Origin of the sequence: Ensifer sp. ENS02 (assembly GCF_014851885.1) — a bacterium.
Taxonomy (GTDB): Bacteria; Pseudomonadota; Alphaproteobacteria; order Rhizobiales; family Rhizobiaceae; genus Ensifer; species Ensifer adhaerens.
This window is the reverse complement of sequence record NZ_JACVAO010000011.1, coordinates 1-17601: the sequence shown is the minus strand read 5'-3', so window position 1 is coordinate 17601 and position 17601 is coordinate 1. Positions and strand designations below refer to the sequence as shown.

8 protein-coding genes, 1 tRNA gene and 1 rRNA gene are annotated in these 17601 nt (G+C 58.9%); 2 read left to right on the top strand and 8 right to left on the bottom strand.

What is annotated here, in order from left to right; genetic code table 11:
* On the top strand, positions 1–1164 hold the full coding sequence (locus tag IB262_RS23120; protein WP_192493830.1) for a hypothetical protein: 1164 nt from the start codon (positions 1–3) through the stop codon (positions 1162–1164).
* Positions 1165–1849: 685 nt separating this feature from the next.
* On the opposite strand, the gene IB262_RS23110 is transcribed toward IB262_RS23120, so the two are convergent.
* The 6 genes from IB262_RS23110 to IB262_RS23085 all read right to left on the bottom strand — a co-directional run bounded on the left by IB262_RS23110 (position 1850) and on the right by IB262_RS23085 (position 14368).
* Entirely contained in the window at positions 1850–2398 is a 549-nt protein-coding gene (locus IB262_RS23110; protein WP_192493829.1) for a phospholipase D-like domain-containing protein, read from the bottom strand.
* Positions 2395–4611, bottom strand: a complete 2217-nt coding sequence (locus IB262_RS23105) for a hypothetical protein (RefSeq protein WP_210337662.1) — start codon at positions 4609–4611, stop codon at positions 2395–2397. Before IB262_RS23105 ends, IB262_RS23110 begins: the two co-directional genes overlap by 4 nt.
* A 2-nt stretch (positions 4612–4613) precedes the next feature.
* A complete protein-coding gene (locus IB262_RS23100; protein WP_192493828.1) occupies positions 4614–8927 on the bottom strand; it encodes a DEAD/DEAH box helicase family protein in 4314 nt (1437 codons plus the stop codon).
* Positions 8924–11578 (bottom strand): hypothetical protein, encoded by a 2655-nt coding sequence (locus tag IB262_RS23095; protein WP_246802697.1) that lies wholly within the window; start codon positions 11576–11578, stop codon positions 8924–8926. Before IB262_RS23095 ends, IB262_RS23100 begins: the two co-directional genes overlap by 4 nt.
* Before the next feature lie 95 nt (positions 11579–11673).
* Positions 11674–13272, bottom strand: a complete 1599-nt coding sequence (locus tag IB262_RS23090; RefSeq protein ID WP_348646926.1) for an N-6 DNA methylase — start codon at positions 13270–13272, stop codon at positions 11674–11676.
* A gap of 790 nt (positions 13273–14062) precedes the next feature.
* Positions 14063–14368, bottom strand: a complete 306-nt coding sequence (locus tag IB262_RS23085) for a helix-turn-helix domain-containing protein (protein WP_246802696.1) — start codon at positions 14366–14368, stop codon at positions 14063–14065.
* 1115 nt (positions 14369–15483) lie between these two features.
* Between IB262_RS23085 and IB262_RS23075 the strand changes: the two genes are divergently transcribed.
* Complete coding sequence (locus IB262_RS23075) at positions 15484–17187, top strand: recombinase family protein (RefSeq protein WP_192493913.1); 1704 nt, start codon at positions 15484–15486, stop codon at positions 17185–17187.
* Here the strand turns inward: IB262_RS23075 and IB262_RS23070 are convergent.
* Positions 17144–17220, bottom strand: a tRNA-Met gene (locus IB262_RS23070). The genes IB262_RS23075 and IB262_RS23070 overlap by 44 nt on opposite strands.
* A gap of 274 nt (positions 17221–17494) precedes the next feature.
* Positions 17495–17601: ribosomal RNA gene (gene rrf / locus IB262_RS23065) — 5S ribosomal RNA — on the bottom strand; the annotation flags it as partial.

Genomic DNA, 17601 nt, shown 5'->3' with positions numbered 1-17601 from the left:
ATGATCGATCTGAGCACGATACGTCAGGAACTTGTACGCGCCGTCGCCGCCACCGACGCGGCGGTACACGTGCGGGCATTCAGTGCATGGGTTCTCGACGACGTTGACTGCCTGTCACAGGAGGTTTCGCGCGCGTTGGCTGCCTCGGAGAACAATATGCTTCCCGAGCAAGTCGCCGCTCTTGGATACGGCAAGGCCTGCGGTCTCCTCGCCGATGCCCAAAACAACCTCCTTCTGAACGAGATCCAGCAGTTCTCCGGGCGGAAGTTCTTCAGCGCAGGCAGGCCACTGCGTGTCGAAATCGATGGGATTGCATTGCTCGGTATTGCGCTCGCGGTCAGGGAGTTTACCGACCAGACCTGGTTGAGCGACCTGCTGTCCCGGTCGGCCAAGGAGGTTGGCCACAACACCTGGACGCTGGGGCTCGTCTCGGCGGCAAGGGATCTCATTGGAACCGGACCCACGCTGCAGGACCCGGCCGATCTTGCATTCGCACTGGCGCTTCGTGGCATCGGAAACGCAGACGATGGTTTGGCAACGAGCGCCTGGCAGATTGCTTCACAGCTTCCATCAAGTCCCAACCTCGGCCTCGACAGACTCTCGGTTCGCCTCTCAGCGTTTGACGGCGTCGTCGCAAGAAGCTCGCATGTACGGATTGCCAGCCCCGGGTTCGTTGATCTGCTGCTGGCTATTCGGGGCGTTCCTCGGGCAATGAAACACTGGGCATTCGAAACGAAGCCCCGTACCCCTCGATCAGAAATAGCGGTCTGGCACGTCGAGAACGAGTATCATGTGCAAGCGCTTCTTTGGACGATCCTCGCACCGATCTTTCCAGATCTCGAAGATGAGGAGAACCTTCCTTCGGTCGGCCATAAGCGGCCCAGAGTGGATCTTGCGGTGCCTTCGATCAGGACTCTGATCGAAGTGAAGTACATGCGGGGAGGCGCGCAGTCCGATTTCGCGAAAGTCATCGATGAAGTCGCCGCCGACGCCTCTCTCTATCTCAGCACCACGAAAGCATTCGACAAGATCGTCGCGTTCGTGTGGGACGACTCGGCCCATTCAGAACAACATCACGAACTGCAGACCGGCCTTGAGAAAATTAAGGGAGTCGAGGCCGCCGTGGTGGTGTCGCGACCAGGTCGAATGGGCCGGCGAAGCTGACCGATTGCCCTTCCTCCGCTCTAGCCCACGGCGAATCTCTCCACGGTATGGGTGAAATCAACCTCGACGATAGCGACAAGCGGTCCCTTCGAGAAATCGATGAAGCAACGTTGCGCGATCTGATCTACAGCGCGACTATGGAAGGACACCTGGGGGGAACCAGATTGCCGCTCTCGGTCTGCGGCCCGTTCGTTTCGTCGAAGCTCCATCATTTCAACGAAGCGTTAAAGCGGTATGGGTCCGCTCGCCAACACTCGGCAACTTAGCGCGATCGAAGCAGGCGTGGCCGACGCACTGCGCCGTGGCGCTAGCCTGCGGGCGGCACAAGGATTGGTAACTCGGGCCATTTCTATCAGCCCACGGTGCTCACGGACGTTCCGGACGACGCAACGCTCGTGATCGATGAGCCATTTGGCCTAATCGCCCCCGAGAATAGCTTCGACGTGTACGAGGAGATGATCAACCGATGCAACGCCCTGTTAGTCGGTCTCGCTGGTTATGCGTTCACCTCAAACGCTGCGATGGCGGACAGGATATCGCGAGACCTGAAGGTCGGAATGGCAGGGATCAACGTCGTCGGCTTCGACCTTCCTGAAACGCGTCCCGGAGAGCGCGTCGCCGTTATCACTCTAGCCGTTTGCTCCATTGTCTTTAGTTCACGGCGACAACGATATGCTGGTAAACCTCAGGCACCAACCGCCTCAAATGTCTGAAGCACCGCCTCCACCAAAGTCGTGATGGACGCGACGACCGGCCCCTCGACCAGCAGACCGCACTCGAGGTTCGCCCCCTTCGACCGATTGAGGAAGTTTGCCGATCCGACGTAGGCGTCGCTTCCATCTGCCAACACGATCTTCGAATGGAAGGTCTCGTCGGTTTCGCTGTCTCCGTAGACCAGAACGCGGGTCGCCGCCTTCCGCAAAGCGGCCTCGTCGACGCCCGGCTTGGAGAGCTGGTCGGCAGACTGCAGGATCAGGATCCGTTCTCGGGCGGGAGTATTGTCGAAGAGGTCGAGTACCCATGCGCACCCGACCGCATCAATGTACGGTGTCATGATGACGAGTCTACTCTGCGCCTTTCGCGCCAAATGACGGAACGCATCAGCGGTTTCGGTGGGTGCGAACACCTGGGCCGCCGGAGTCGACGCGAGGACGTTGCCGATGCGGCTCGGGGTCGGCGGCATCGTAACAATGAACCGCGCCTTCCCCTCCGAGGCGAGAGATACCGTCCTCATGCGTTGAACTCCGGCTCAAAGTAGCCGACGATGTCTGGCGAATTGGCGAGTTCCCATTCCGGCGCGGGGCCGCCCTTCAGCACGGAGCGCGACAACAGCAGGTTCGAGGCGGCACAGGAGACTTCTCCTACCATGATGCACGCGGGGCACGCGCCTCCCCGGCTGTCACACAGGCTTCCAGAACCACAGCGCAGCATTCGCGGATCGATCGACCTGCGCAGGAAGTCCATCGCATGATTCCGCCACATTGCGGAGATGTTGCCGAGATCGGGCGTCATGCCCTTGCGGTAGATGGTGAACGCAAAATCGGCAGGAAAGATGTATTCGCCAATCCCGTCGCGATCCAGACCGGAGGCGTCCGCCAGCGAATGGATGAGCTGGTGAGACAGCGAATGGAGCAGCATGTAGACGAACGAGGCAAGGGTACGGGGCATGCCCTGCCGCTCCTTGTCCTTGTAGTCGTCGAGGAACTGGCCGAAGTCCTGGTAGCGCTCGAGGTATGCCTGCGACAACCCCACATCGTCCGGCGGCATGTCGATGACATCGTTCCGCTTCAACCACCGCATTACGCGCTCCTCGTCAAGTTTCACGTACAGCGCCTCGTTCTTCTGCTGGGTGACGTAGATCGGGCGCTGATGGTTCTTCATCTCGTCGAAGGCGACGAGCCTGACGGGCATCGCCACCTTCCTGTTCGGTGTCTCGCGATGGTAGACGGGTGTGGAAGAAACTCGCGAAAAGCCGAAGCTGTACTCGCAAATCGGAAGACCGCGTACCAGGACCATCTTGCCAACGCCAGTCAGCCGAAGGACGTTCTGAACGTCCTTTCGGTATCTCTCAAGCTCGGCAGCGACCCCTGCGTTTTCGAACAGCGGCAGATCCGGGTTGACGACATCGACTGCGGTGTGGCGAGGCCCCTGCATCCCGGCATCGATATGCTCTTCGACAAACGCAGCGTGCTCGACGGTCAGGCGGATCGGATCAAACTTTCTCGCCCAAGCACCACGCGAACGAACTGCGGCGTCGATCGCCGGGCTTGAAAGCTCTCCTCGGCTCACCAGGCCGTCGACGAACCAGCTCTCGCGGATCTTGTCCATGTCCGATTTCAAGCCAGCCGCGTCCTGCCCCTGAGCCTGCCGCCTGAGGTACAGCTTCCGGAAGGCGACGAAGTCGTCCCATTCGTTCGAGCGGCCAACTGCCGTCACAGCGGCTTCGATCTCGGCGTCGGACGGTTCCCGGTACGGAATGGAATGGATTTCCGCTAGGCGCTTGATGAGGTCCTCCTGGCGGCCGGGGGCCATCAGCTCGACAACGGTGGCCTCCCGCAGTTCGATGAAGCTAGCCCTCTGCGGGTAGAAGGCGCTGCTTGCACGGTAGGAAACGGGCAGCATGTCGACTTCAATCCACTCGAACTTGCGACCACCCGGCTTTGCACTGTCGAGCTTTAGCTTTCTGAGGACGTTGGGCTCGGCCTTCTTCAGCTCGCGTGTCGTCTCGCATTCCTCGCACTGGAAGCGCCACTCGGAAAAGACCGGCGGCTTGTTCTTCAGCTTGAATTGCGTCCAGCCGCACGTGCAGTTCTGGATCGGCTTCACATCCTGAATCTTGTCATCGAATGTGTAATTGAAGGGATTGAGCGGTTCGATCGTGCCGTACCAGTGAGCGTAGACGACGTCCACCTGTGACCAGCGGGCGTCGTGACCGTTGCATTTTTGAGGGAGTCCGCGCTTTGCCTGGTCCGCGACGCTCTTGAATTCGCGAAGGGTCAGGCAGACGCCGCACTGGTAGAGCAAGGGATATGGTACGTATCCGACGACCGTCGGCTGGTTCATCATGAAGCGAGTGGGATCGATCGTGACATCGCCCGTGCGGTGATCGTAGAAGGGATCGTCGAGAACGAACTCCTCAGGTGCGTCCGGACAGGCATCGAGCGCCCTCTGCCGCCAGCTCTGGGCGAACTCCTTCATGCCTTCGAATATCGTCTGCGTGACGTTCGCAGGCAGTGCGGTAGGAAATTCACGAGGAATCGGCACGGCTTTGCAGATCCCCTTGCCGCCCTCCCATGTCATCAACACGCCGGGAGCGTATGCCGTCGCGATCTGCGAACGCGAACGGAGCATCTTGGGCGGCTCCGCCTTCCCTTCCTCGCCGTCGTTGTCGGAAGTCCGGTTCCGGCCATACCCGCTGCGCTCGAATTTAGTCGTTCCAAAAGCCATTATCAGAACTCCCCGCGGTCGTCGGCATCGGTTTCGGCGCTGTCGCCTCTCTGGTGACGTATGGATTTCATGACCTTAGCGACATCGCTCATGTCAACGGCGAGCGTCCGGTCTCTCGAGCCCCGGAAGAAGTCCGCAGCCGTGATGACTCCGGCCTCGTCGACATCGCGAAGGGAGGTCATCGGTCTCTTCAGGCGCGCCGCCTGATCCCAGTAGTTGCGCAGCCTGATTTCGATCTCGAGATTTCGCATGCTTATGCCCAGATCCTGTGCGGACTTGTCGATCATCTGCTTGTAGAAGTTCCGATACGGGGGACTTCCGAACTCTCCGTCGCCGCGTCCGTCCGCACCCATAGCGTCGAGCATGAAGCTTCCAAGATCGTTGGCGAATTCCAGAAGGTCGCGCTTCGCCAGATAGCCGAGGCGCGTCGTAAACTCGTAGGACTGGAGTTCGAACTTTCGGTTATCGGGAAGCCGAAGGAAGTTTTCGCCATCCTTCAGCATCGCCCACGTCTGCACGTAGGAAGCGGTCACGCGATCGATCGCCGTCTCTGCCCACCGCTCGACGGCAGGTGGTGAGATCATTCTTTCCAGGAACCGATGGAAGATGTCGTGGGTCTCGATAACGTAACGGTCTCGTCGGCTCTGAGGCGTCGGCAGAAGCATCACGAACCCGACATGGGTTCGTCCGACACGGCTGGACGCCTGGATGTATTCGGCAATGTCCGACGGCAGTCCGGCGAAGAACATCGAGTTGAAGCGGTCTACGTCGACGCCGTGACTGATCGCCGAGGTCGCGACGATGCTGCGCAGGGTCTCATCGATGTTCGGATAGCCTGCCCCAACGAAGGCCGTTTCGGCCTCCTTCATGACGCTTTGTATTTCCTGCATGTCCACGCCGCCTGAAATCAGGCGGCTGATGAACTTGCTATGGGGAAGCGCTGCCGTCCGGTGCTTATCGGCAACGGCGGAGTGCAAGGCATCGATGATTTGGTCGCCGCCCTTCTTGTTCGTGACGTAGGCCAGCGCGATGCGATGAAGATCGACGAGAGCCATGATCTCATCGACCCTACCCTCCGCGACCGCGCGATCGATGGCCGCCCCTCGCCAGTCGCCGCCTTCGTCGTGGGATACAGCCGCCCGGATATCCGCGACCGCGCTGGCTGAAGCAGCCGGATCGAGCAGCGAGGCCCATAGCTTCGAGATGATCGTGTGGAAGGAGCTGAGGACGCCGACCGTGGTCACGGTGTGAGTCGCGTCGTTTGTCATCAGGGAGACGTAGAGCCTCATCCACGGAGACGTGGCTTCTGGCGCGCGGGACGCATCCAGCTCTGCCGTCCTACGCGTACGCTCAGGGTTGCCTTCCGGCGGCAGCGCGGGTTCCGCGAAGAACGAGTGGTAGATGTCCGGTCCCGGGTAAGGGAAGCGCAGCGGCTTGCGCTGATAGAGGACCTTGAGCTGACGGTCGGGATCGCTGATCGTCGCGGTCGCCGCGATGATCTTTGGCAGACGCGGAACGACTCCCCCATCGGTCTCAGTATATCTGCTTGCCGAAATCGCGGCTCCGACGATCCTGTCGATCGTCTTGAAAGTCTTCTCGAGCAACGTGTCAAAGAGGCCGCTGAAGGTTCCGAGGCTGTCTTCGAGAAGATGGGCCTCGTCCTGGATTATGAGAGATGGGAATGGATCGAAGAACACCTTCTCGCCGTCGGCATATGCCGGCAGCACGCCATGCATCCCAAATGCTTGCGGGCCTTTCTGAAGATCTTCGACCTTGCGCGGATTCCTCAGATGCCCGGCGGGATCGATCCAGCGTGCGAGACCGAACATGCCGAGGATTTCGGTGATCGTCGACGTGCTCTGTCCCAGCATCGCCAGTTTGTCGACCGTTCCAAGCACGATGGCTGGCGCGCGTTGGTAGATGGTGTCGTCGGTCAGCAGGAATGGAAGCGGAGCGATCCCGCCGTGGGCCGTGTTCCACTTGCATTTCGCATTGAAGCAGACGATGGCTGCGCGCTCGGCATTTCCGACCGAAGACTTATGTCGTCGTAGTCCCGTCGCCTGACGGCAGCACGGGCATTGCGACACCTTGTTGTAGGCCGCAAGCGTCTCGCGATAGCGGTTGGCGCGCTTGTCCTTTCCGATATCGGGATCGAATGCGCTATCGTCCGGATGCTCGCTTAGCAACGGAAGATCGGGCTGAAGTTCGCTGTATCGGTTGGGTGTATTGGATGATCCGACCCAGAACCCGATCTCGATCGGCCACAGACCGACTTTCTTTTCCTTGCGGACGATCTCCGCCCACACGATCAGACGAAGCAGCCGCTGCGCCTGCTGTAGTGTCAAAAGGCGCAGCGGATAGCGGATCATCGCGGTCACTCCGCGGTCCTTGCCGCGAAGGCGGTCAAGAAAGATCGCGAAGACCAGGGCCCCGTAGAACGCCTCGGACTTGCCGCCGCCCGTCGGAAAGTAGAGGAGGCTGGCGGCCATCTCGTCCCGCTCGGCATCGAACTCGTGCGAGTATTCATCCATCCGCGAGACGAAGGTCGGGACATGGGCGAGGATGAACGCAAGCTGGAACAGTCGCCACTTGCGGCTTGGATCATCGTCGTCGCGTCTCGCGAAGGATTCGTTGGTCATGAGCCACGCGTTCCAGGGTGCAGCCTTCCTCCGAAGCCTCGGGCGGTCCGATGGATTGGCGCTCGATACCGCCATCGCGGCAGTGCGGGCTTCGATTAGGATCCTTACACCCCGCTCGATATGCCGCGCCTCGTTTCGCTGGCCCGCGATGTCCGCTTCGAAACGCTTGCGCTCGCGGATGACTTCATCCGGCGGCAGATTGGCGACCACCTTGTCGCTGAGGGCTGCCACCTGCTCGTCGATCCAAAGAAGATATCCCTCCGGAAGGGCGAGCAGCTTCGAGACGTCGTGGTCCCTGGACAACACGCTGAAACGGCATTCGACTTCCGGAATGTCTCTGGGAACGATCCGCGGCTGCGTAAAACGCGGCGACCAGGTCGTCGACAGCTCAAGAACGTCTTCCGCATCGACAGAGATGATGCCGCAGTTAAGGCCGATGGCCGGGTAGGAAAGAAAGTCGCGAAAGCGATATGAAGGCTCGACGCGATCGAGCTGGACCGGGCAGTGGTCCGCGTGTGCGACAAGGACCTTCAGCTCGGTCCCAAACAACACGTTGCACTTGATCGCCGCGTCCTGCGGGCTCAGCTCTTGGCACGAGTTGTCCAGGCTCACTCTGATGGATGCGCGAGACGGATCCATAAAGTCGCGCTGACGTTCGATCTTGAAAGCGAGACCCGAGAAGTCCGGAAGCAGCTTGATGTCGGGTGCTTCCTGACGGAGCGCTTCAATGAAGGCTGTCCAGCTAGCTTCGCTCTGGGCGTCCGTCGGTCGGACGGTGCGGTTTCGCCATGCCCACTCGACCCCGTCGCCGCTCTTCAGCCAATTCGAGAGCTGAGCTGCGATAGCGGCCCTTAGCTCTATCGAATACTCCTCGCAGCGCTGCTTGAGCGTATCGCCGGAAAGCGAGGCCGCCCACTCGAAGCTAGGGAGTTCGAGATCTAGCCTCTTCCACTTTCCGGGAATGTTCGCCGGGGAGACATGCTGAGCCGGGATCGATCGGCCTTCCGTAACCAGCTTGCCGATATCCGGCGACGGCGCGGCCTCTTCATCTGGCCGGTCCTCAGATCCGGAAGCGTCGGGATCGTCCTTCCCGAAACTCTTGATATCGTCTCCCCGGAGGAAGATTCCGAATTCACCATAGACGCTGCGCCGAAGCTGGTCCTGGATCTCACGCCTGCGCCGAAGAAGTTCACCCTTCTGATCCTTGTCCAACGCGTTCCAGTCACCTTGAACGAGGTTTTCCTTCTCGTAGAGCGCCTGCCGCTGCACCCTGATCTTCTCGTCGATCGCGTCCTTTGTATTCTTCGAGAGTTTGAAGTCTATCTCGATCCCGTATCGGTCGCTCGAAATCTCCTCCCACGTCGGCAGCACCCTCACGTAGACGGAAAAGCGCGGTGCCGCCCTGATCACGGAGGTAGCGTTGTTGGCTATGTTGAAGTCCATGCCGATCGCGGCAATCTTGATGTCGGATGTCTCATCCTCGTTCGCCCGCGACATGCGCGGCAGAAGCTGTCCCGAGAACACAGCTCGCCTGGGAGACTTTCCATACACGTATCGGCCGATCTCGTCGGTGCCGCTAGCCCTCCGGGTGACCATATTCACTAATGCGTCGCACACTGCCTCCTTCAGCTCGACGTCTATCTTCCCGAGTTCGTCTGCCGACTTGGGCTGGATCATGACTTGAATCTCCTGATGGAACGGACGGCGGACACGTGTTCTTCCGCAAGACGCTGCAGTCGCTTGATTTCGGAGGCCCTTTTGGCATCGCCCGCAAACGCCGCAGCCGCGTGCGGGTCTGTTAGAACGCCTCTGTAGGCTTCGTGGAAGGCCATGCCCGCCCGCATCCTGCTGTTTCTCTGCGCCTTCACGCCGAGATACCAGAAGCGGTTGGCGAGGCTCTGTCCGATGCCGAGCGCGGCGGTTAGCTTGAGAAACATGTCGCGGTCGCGCGGAGCGTGCGGCACGACCTCGTGCAACTGAGCCTGCAACTGCTTGTCGACGTGCACCCAGTAACGGACCCGCTGGGCATCAACCTCGGGATCGCCGATACGCTCGATGAGCGCTCGCAGCTTTTCGGCATCGCTGAGGCCCGGTAGCTTCCGGAAGCGCGTCAAGACGTCCTCGTGGTACTCGCGGATCGCCTCGGCGGCGTTCGCTGGGATGCTGAGTAGCAGCCGCGCTCGGTCGATGAAGCCGGAACTGATGACGCACAGCTCGTCGCGGTCCCTCACATCCTTGGCCTCGACATGCTTGAAGGTTTCTAACGATCTGGACCTATCGAGGCGAACCAGATCCGTTCCGGGTCTGGCGATCATTCTCTGACCGCTCTCCATCGTAAACTCGAGAAGCTCCACCCCTTTGGTGCCCGCAGCCCCGGCAAGATCGATGACGCTTTCCGACGGAAACTGGAGTTCGGTCGGCGGCGGTGGCGTCTCCGTGATCCTAATCTGGAACGTGCCGAGACCGCCGAGTTCGTCCGCGGCGACGGTGCCATACTTCCTAAGGCGCGATGCGATCTCCTGCTCCTCGACCTGGTCAGCGAGGCGGAACGCATCGCGGGAGGAGAACTGCAGCGTGTCGCCGTCGGCAAGCACGAAGATCTGGCTTGGCAGCCACTGGCGCGCGAAGAATGTCAGGACACCATCCCGCGGCGGTGCGACGACATAGATCCGCTTGAACTTGTTTCTGTCGGCCGGAGGCAGGGCCGCGATGTCGGTCAGTCCGCCCGGACCGGAGAAGACGATCATCTCGTTGTCTAGCCTGCCCTGCAAATCGGGGATCTTTCGAGCTAGATCGACGATAGCGAATTCGGCCAAGGGCTGCGTCCGAAACATGAACAGAGCCTTGGAGGACGAGTTGAGAATGCTTGTGACGATCGCCTGCAGCAGGTTTGCCATGGGCGTCTCGCGCACCAGCAGTCTGCTGGCCTCCTCCGCCTCTCCTAGCGCCGCAGCGAGTTCGGCGCCGCCGAGCTGATAGGCCGCATTGGCCGGGTCCCGCAGGTACTGGAGAGCTTCGGTGATCCGGTAGCTTGACATCAGATCTGCTGCGGCGGCATTGCCCTGCTTAGCCACAGAATAGTTGCTGAGTGAGGCGAGCGAACTGGGCAGCGACGCGTTCCGGCGAAGCTTGAAGATGATGTCGTCTACAGCCGAAGCACCAACGCCATCGTTGGCGCGAACCATCTTGCGCGCGGCGCTGCGCAGTTCTTCGGCGACCTTCGTTCCCGGTCCGTTGAAGCCCTTGGCTTCGACCTTGTCGCAGCCCGACCACGAGAAGGTCTCGCCGCCGGCCTTCAGGATAGATGACGATATCGCAGTGATCGTCTTCGAGCGCGCCTGCCGCGGCTTCCTGCTCATGAGGTCGGGAGGATGGTTGAATATTTCGAAGCGGGCCTTGTCGAACGTCCAGGGATCCTCGGTGAGGGCGACCACGCCGGATGTCGGAAAGGCCTTCCTCATGGCCTTGTATATCCGCGTCACGCGTTCCACCCACTCGTCGCCGAGCCGTCCCCGTCCGGTTCTTGTCAGGTCGAAGATGATGACATCCAGGCGGCCGCGGATCTTCCGCATCGAAACCTCGTCGCCCTTCTTGAGACCGTAAAGGAAATAGCTCGCTTCGTTGCCGTTGTCGGCATGCCTCCTGACGGTATTATGCTCCTTCAGATCGGTCCTGGAGCTGGTTCTCCACAGCAGAGTTCCATTGGAATGGGCACTACCATCGCATGTCCCGTGCGGAAGGATTTCGTCCAGCGTCGGGTGCTCAAATTCCGGATAGAGCCTGCCATCCCTCGCCCGGCCGTCGAGCGTTTTGACGCGGCTGAGTATCTGATGGTAGTCCTTCAATGCCGCAGGTTCGTTTTCGCTGGCGGCACACCGCATGAAGTGTGCCCTATGGGTTTCAGCGAGATAGCTGCGATCGACCTGTACGTCTCTGGCCAGTTCATGCGTGGTGCGCGCATATGGGTATATCAGCGCCTTGAATCCGCTGGGCCGTTCGAACGAAGGATGACGGCCACCATACTTCTCGACCGTCATCCCGGGAGCGACAGCGACATCGGCTAGCGCGAGCAGCGATGCGACTGCCGACAGGCAAATGTCGCGCGCAGGCCAAGTCATCAGGACAGTCGGCTCTCCGGAATTCATCGCAACGATGGCCTCCGTGAGAACCTGCACGTAGGCGTCGGAGAGCGGCAATTCCTCCTCGCCGATCAGGCGCAACGGTACTTTCGAAAGGGCGGAAATCCATGCATCGACATTCCTTGCACCCTCGATTTCTTCGACAGGACTCTCTTTCATCAAAAGCCTTGCGGAGCGCGCGGCGATCAACTCAGTCCTTCGAAGCAGTTGCTCGCGCTGCTGTCTCAACCGATCGGACAGTTCCGTTCCCGGGGCACGAGTGAATCCCGGCGGTCCCCACTTGCTCATGACGCCTCCGCAAGGCGACGCCTGTCTGCCCCCGCCCTGTACGCGAGGATCGCCGCCTCTTCGGGGTTGGACAACTTTTTCAGGGCAGCCTTGAATGCCTCCGGCGCCGGAAGGTCGAGTTCCCGCAGAAGCTTGACCGAGACCGTCGCAGTGCCTGACACGGCGCGGTATCGGTCATCGACCGCCTTGGTGTTCAGCAGAAGGGCGAGCAGGTCGAGCAGTTCGGCGTCTTGTCCCGTCATGACGATCGTATGGTTTTCGCCGACGAATCCTTGGGCGATCGATACCTCGTCGACCGGGGCAGCAATTATACGCCTTGACTGGCTGCTGTTCGTCGTGCGCTGGGCGACGACCGCCGGGGCCTTCGCGATGGACGTGCTCCCCTGCGGCACCTGCACGAAATCCACCCCGGTTCCCTTGCGGTTAGCCGGAACGCACTTCCGCCCGGCCCGGATGTTCTTGGCCCATATCAGCGGAATCGCATTTGGATCATCCGGACCACAGAACTTGTCCTTTTCGCGGTTCCAGACGAAATGCCCGGCTTTGGCAGCCGCGCCATAGTCTGCGATAGTGGCGCCCCCGATTTCCCTCTCGAATCCTGATGGGGCCAGCCATGGCGCGGACATGTCCTCACCGAGACTGGCTGCATGAATCGGGTGTCTGATCCCGCTTCCCGCAAAGGAAGGAAACTTGGTGGGAAGTACGGCACGATGGCTTTCGCCCTTGCGCACGAGCAGCACGCTCACGTCCTGCGCGACGTCTGCAAACACGTCATCGCGATTGACGACCGTTCCCAGCGCAAGGACTTGGCCCTGGCTTGCGATGTATGCACGCATGCGATCATAGAGCGGACCGCTTCGAAAGCTTGATGGAATGACGAGCGCGACGAGACCGTTCGGCTTTGCCACTCGAAGACAAAGTTCCGTGAAGACCGCGTACTTGTTGATGTGACCGGAGTGAGAGACCCTCTCCCAGGCGTTGCCCTGCAGATCCTTTGGTGTGATGCGGCCGTAGGGTGGATTGGCGATGACGAGCTTGTACGAGGCAAGCGGGTCCGTATGCAGGGCGTCGCCGACTTTGACGATGCGACGCTCCCGGAACCCTTCGAGTTCTCTCGCGATCAAGGATTCGGACATCTCGGCAAGGCTTGGATCGATTTCCATGCCATTCAGTCGATAGGCGATGTCCTTCACATGGGCGCCGGCCGCCCTCATTCGTTCTGCAATCAGCGACAGGAAGGCCGCGCCTCCCGCTGCAGGGTCAAAGACATCGTCTTTCTTGAGATCAAATCCCTGCTCGATTGCAAGGTCGATGACCGCTTCCGCCAAATCCGGGGGCGTGAAGTACGCTGCCTGGGAGCGTCGCTTTTCCGGCGAGATCATCAGCGTGTAAAGCGTGCCGATCCAGTAGTTGCGTTCGCTCGAAGGAAGGCCGCCGAGACGTCGTCTCAACTCGTTCACCGCCTTCATGTCGTAGAAACTAAGACAAAGGCAGACCTCTCCCAGATCCGCATCCGCTGGCAGCGCCTCGCGTAAAGCCCGCGCGGCCAGCTTCGTCGCCGTCAGCATCGGCAACGTCCCCTGCTCCCTACTCACGTCCCCAACCTCATGCGCCATAGCTCTGTGTCGCAGCCGGCTATTTTGCCCGCAACGAGCAATTCCGAATCAGGCCTAACCGCAACTATAAAGCTAATTACAACTTTCGAAACATTCGCTTAACGTGCATTTGCGAATGCTTGCCTGAGGTCTGGACCAGACAGCCCGTAATACCCAAAGCGCTGGCTTCATGTCAGTGTGGATGCGTGATCCATGGGAAAAAGCCAAGTAGCTTGCCAGATCTGCGCCGAACGACGCGACGCTTGGCGGCAGCGCCGGAATTGTGGTCGCTGTCGGCGAATGGGGAGCGTCACGTTCTAATCGAGTCGCTGTGGCTCCTCGAACGCTTCGAAGAGGTCCTTACGTCCATTACTGCCTGGCCCTTGGTCTACGTTCCAACAGGACTCAACGGCCGAGCATGGTCGGCCTCGGTCTTCCAGAAACGCCAGTCTGCGGCACCAACGGCGGATACCGACATGAAGGCGGTACGGAGGGGATGGCGGAATATCAGGTCACCAAGTTCGTGATGCAATCCGTTCTCTAGCAACACAGTCGTCTGGTGGCGGAAGAAATCCGGCGGCGGACCGCATTCGCCATACGAACAGTTTAATGAGCAACTACCGAGTGCTTTGAACAGGAAGCAGATAAACAGAGCGTCTACTGCGCGCGCCGGTTTTCCTCGCAGCTTTAAATTAAATCTTCGAGGCTCTCCGCTCGCTCGGCCGACATCTGCTGGCGAAGGCATGACAGACAAACACGTAATATCAGCGGACAGCTTCCACGGAGTCCTTCAGGACCCGATCTTTGAAAGGGCAACACCCGGCCCACGATCAGCAGTCGAGGGGATAAAGACGACTGATTTTCGCTCCAGTGCCGCACGTACTTTCTCGACAGCATCGACGGTAACGGTTTCGTCGGCGGCCTCAACTCTCACGACGATTTGCCGGCTGACGCCCGCTTCTTGAGCCAGTTCATCCTGGCTCGCTCCTGCAAGCGCTCGAGCAGCTTTGATCAATTTCATCAGTGAAGTGATTGTGTCCATGACAAGAGCAAGCACGAATCCTATGGCTGTTGTCAACAATATGGCGAGAAACAAAGACTCGTTTCTGGGGCACGATTCAACCAAAAGCTGCTCTTTGGATTCTAGCGCTCAGGGGGTGATCTTTTTGCTCACAGCATGGCCTTTTTCGCATGAATGACAATTTAAGGTAGATTTTGCCACACGCGGCTGTGGCAGTACGTGGGAGTACCGCCTCATGTCCTCCGGTCACGGAGATGTGAACTCGCGTGGAGCTGCGCTTCGCGCCCGGATCAAAGGATTGATTCCTTTCCATTGATACTCTTTAGCGTACATCTTGCGTTGTCAAATGAGCAAACAGAACAAGATTCAGTCTTTTAATTGACGAAGCATCCAATGAATTCGACGCCGAATCCATGCATTACTATCACACTTCAGAATTACAACTAACATGGATTCGATTATTGCACCGCACAACAGATTCATTACTTGATTTATTTTTGATTTACGCTAAGTGTCAAGTGCTTCGCGAACTCGCGGGGGAGTGACAATGGAGGTTTACCGTGATGGACGGGACCGACAGCAACATTGATTCGGCTGCTACTCCATGGCGCAATAAGCCGACGCCAGTGGCAATATACTGCCGGACTGCTCAACAATCAGAAACCGCTGTCAATCACCAGAGAACCGCATGCCAGGAGTACGCTCACGATATGGGGTGGTCGGTTACGGACTGCTTCGTGGACAACGGGTACTCCGGGCTATCGGCCTCCCGTCCAGGGCTAAAATCCATGCGGAGGGCGGCCAAACGGGCCTTCCCTCCATTTCAGATAATAATAGTAGCCGACCGAGCCAGGCTCTACCGGAACCGAGAAAAGTTTGCATCGCTCGTATCGTGGTTCACTGAACACGGCATCGAGCTTTGGACTCTTGATGGACCGGTGGGCTTCGCACGCCCCGATGCCGAGCGACAAATGACGAGATTTGGGGTCCCTCAAAGTGTTGGGCGGATCCAAGAAGTCACACTAGACCTCGCGCGCCTAATTGGACGTCAACTCGCTCGCGAGACGTGGAAACGCTCCGACCGAAACCGATAGTCCCACGCAGACAATACCCCAGAGCGCAACCGATATCTGTGCTGGCGCTCACCTTCCCGCTGCCGAACAGGCGGGTACGAGAGACGGAGAAATCTGATGAAGCGCGGCGTCTTATATGCCCGTTACTCAACTGATCTTCAACGGCCTGAATCCGTTGAAGATCAGTTTCGCGTTTGTCGGGACCTCATGAAGCGAGAAGAATGGGCGGAAGTTGGTACGTATCACGATTCGGCCATCTCCGGTTCGTCGCTCATACTGCGCCCTGGTATCAGACAGCTTATGTTGGATGCACGCCGCGGCAAGTTCGACATAGTGGTGGCGGAGGCCCTGGATCGTATAAGCCGCGACCAAGCGGACCTGGCCAACCTCTACAAGCACCTGAAATTCGAGAACGTGTCTATTTATACTCTGAGCGAAGGCGACGTCACCGAGTTGCACGTAGGTATGAAAGGAGCAATGAACGCAATTTTCATTACCGATCTGGCTGCAAAGGTACGCCGGGGCGTGCGTGGCCGTGTCGAGGCCGGTAAATCAGGAGGCGGCAACTGCTACGGCTACAAAGTAGTAAGGCAATTCTCCAGCAACGGAGATGTTATCTGCGGAGAGCGTGAAATCATCGCTGAGGAAGCTAGCATTATCCGAAGGATATTTCGCGAATTCGCGGCAGGAGCGTCGCCCAGAGCAATTGCCGCTCAGTTAAATAGGGACGGAATACCTGGTCCACGGGGAGAGTACTGGACTGACGGTACAATTCGCGGACAACAGGGTCGCGGAACAGGGCTGCTTAACAATGAGTTGTATGTTGGGCGAAGGATCTGGAACCGCTTACGCTACATCAAGGACCCCGACACAGGGAAACGCGTCTCCAGAAAGAACCCGCAGTCGGCATGGATAGTCTCAGAAGTTCCCGAACTTCGGATTGTCGACGACAGTCTTTGGCACGCGGTAAAGGAGCGACAAAAACAAGTCGCTGCGCGCTTTGCGAACGTCATTGCTAGCGTTCGGGGATTTCATGCGAAGAACCGCCTAAACCTCGCCCGAAGGCCCAAATCGCTACTTTCCGGCTTGATCTATTGCGGTTGCTGTGGAGGGTCATACTCAATTCGCGGCGCAGACCGCTTCGCATGTTCGAACCACGTCAACAGACGCTCCTGCCCGAATGGCCATGGCATTCAACGCAAAGCACTAGAGCGACGGGTGCTAATCGGCGTCAAAGACCGATTGATGGAGCAAGGCGCCCTGGCAGAAGCACTACGCGCCTACGCAGACGAATCGGACCGTCTCGATCAAGAGCGACGAGTGCATAGCGAGGGTTGGAAATCAGAGTTAACGAAAGTAAGCCGGCAGATAGAACACATGGTAGACGCCATTGCAGATGGCATGAACCATCCCTCTTTGAAGGAAAAGCTGACCTCTTTGGAGGACCGCAAAAAGGAGTTGATTGAACGCCTAGATGATGTGGAGGTGTTGTACGCAATTCCGAAAATCCCGCCTGACGCTTCAGCAATTTACGCCAGTAAGGTCGAGCACCTTCTGGAGGCCTTAAACCAGCTCGAGGAGCGGTCGTCAGCGAAAGAGGCAATCCGGAACCTAATCGAGAAGATAATTGTCACTCCTGGCCCCGGCCGCGGTGAAGTGGACGCAGTGATGTACGGTGACTTAGGTACGGTTTTAGAATGGTTGGGGAGCCAACCTGATGGAAATGCTACACAAATAGCAGATGGGCGATCACCGTATCCAGCTATGTCGGAATCGGTGGTTGCGGGGGCAGGATTTGAACCTGCGGCCTTCAGGTTATGAGCCTGACGAGCTACCGGGCTGCTCCACCCCGCGCCAAGCGTAAATCCCGATGGGATTTATCGCGGTAACGTAAATCCCGAAGGGATTTATGGTCTGTGCCGAGCAAATTGCGAAGCGATTTGTCTCGTGTAAGGGACGCACTGATGACTTCGGTCTAGCAAAACAAAAGGGCCGCTTGAGGGCGGCCCGTGTTCGGCAGGGCCGAAGTGGTTTGTGTCGAGAAGATTTCCGGTTTTGTTTTCGCCGCGACCTTATCCTTCTCGGCTATGCCTCGAAGGGGAGCGGCGTTTTATCTTGCGCTTTGCAGACCTGGCAGCGACCTACTCTCCCGCGTCTTAAGACGAAGTACCATCGGCGCTGGGGCGTTTCACGGCCGTGTTCGGAATGGGAACGGGTGCAGCCACCCCGCCAGAA

Coding starts and splice junctions, on each gene's coding strand:
- IB262_RS23100 (WP_192493828.1), bottom strand. CDS start 8,927: ATGATCCAGCCCAAGTCGGCAGACGAACTCGGGAAGATAGACGTCGAG.
- IB262_RS23105 (WP_210337662.1), bottom strand. CDS start 4,611: ATGGCTTTTGGAACGACTAAATTCGAGCGCAGCGGGTATGGCCGGAAC.
- IB262_RS23110 (WP_192493829.1), bottom strand. CDS start 2,398: ATGAGGACGGTATCTCTCGCCTCGGAGGGGAAGGCGCGGTTCATTGTT.
- IB262_RS23120 (WP_192493830.1), top strand. CDS start 1: ATGATCGATCTGAGCACGATACGTCAGGAACTTGTACGCGCCGTCGCC.
- IB262_RS23075 (WP_192493913.1), top strand. CDS start 15,484: ATGAAGCGCGGCGTCTTATATGCCCGTTACTCAACTGATCTTCAACGG.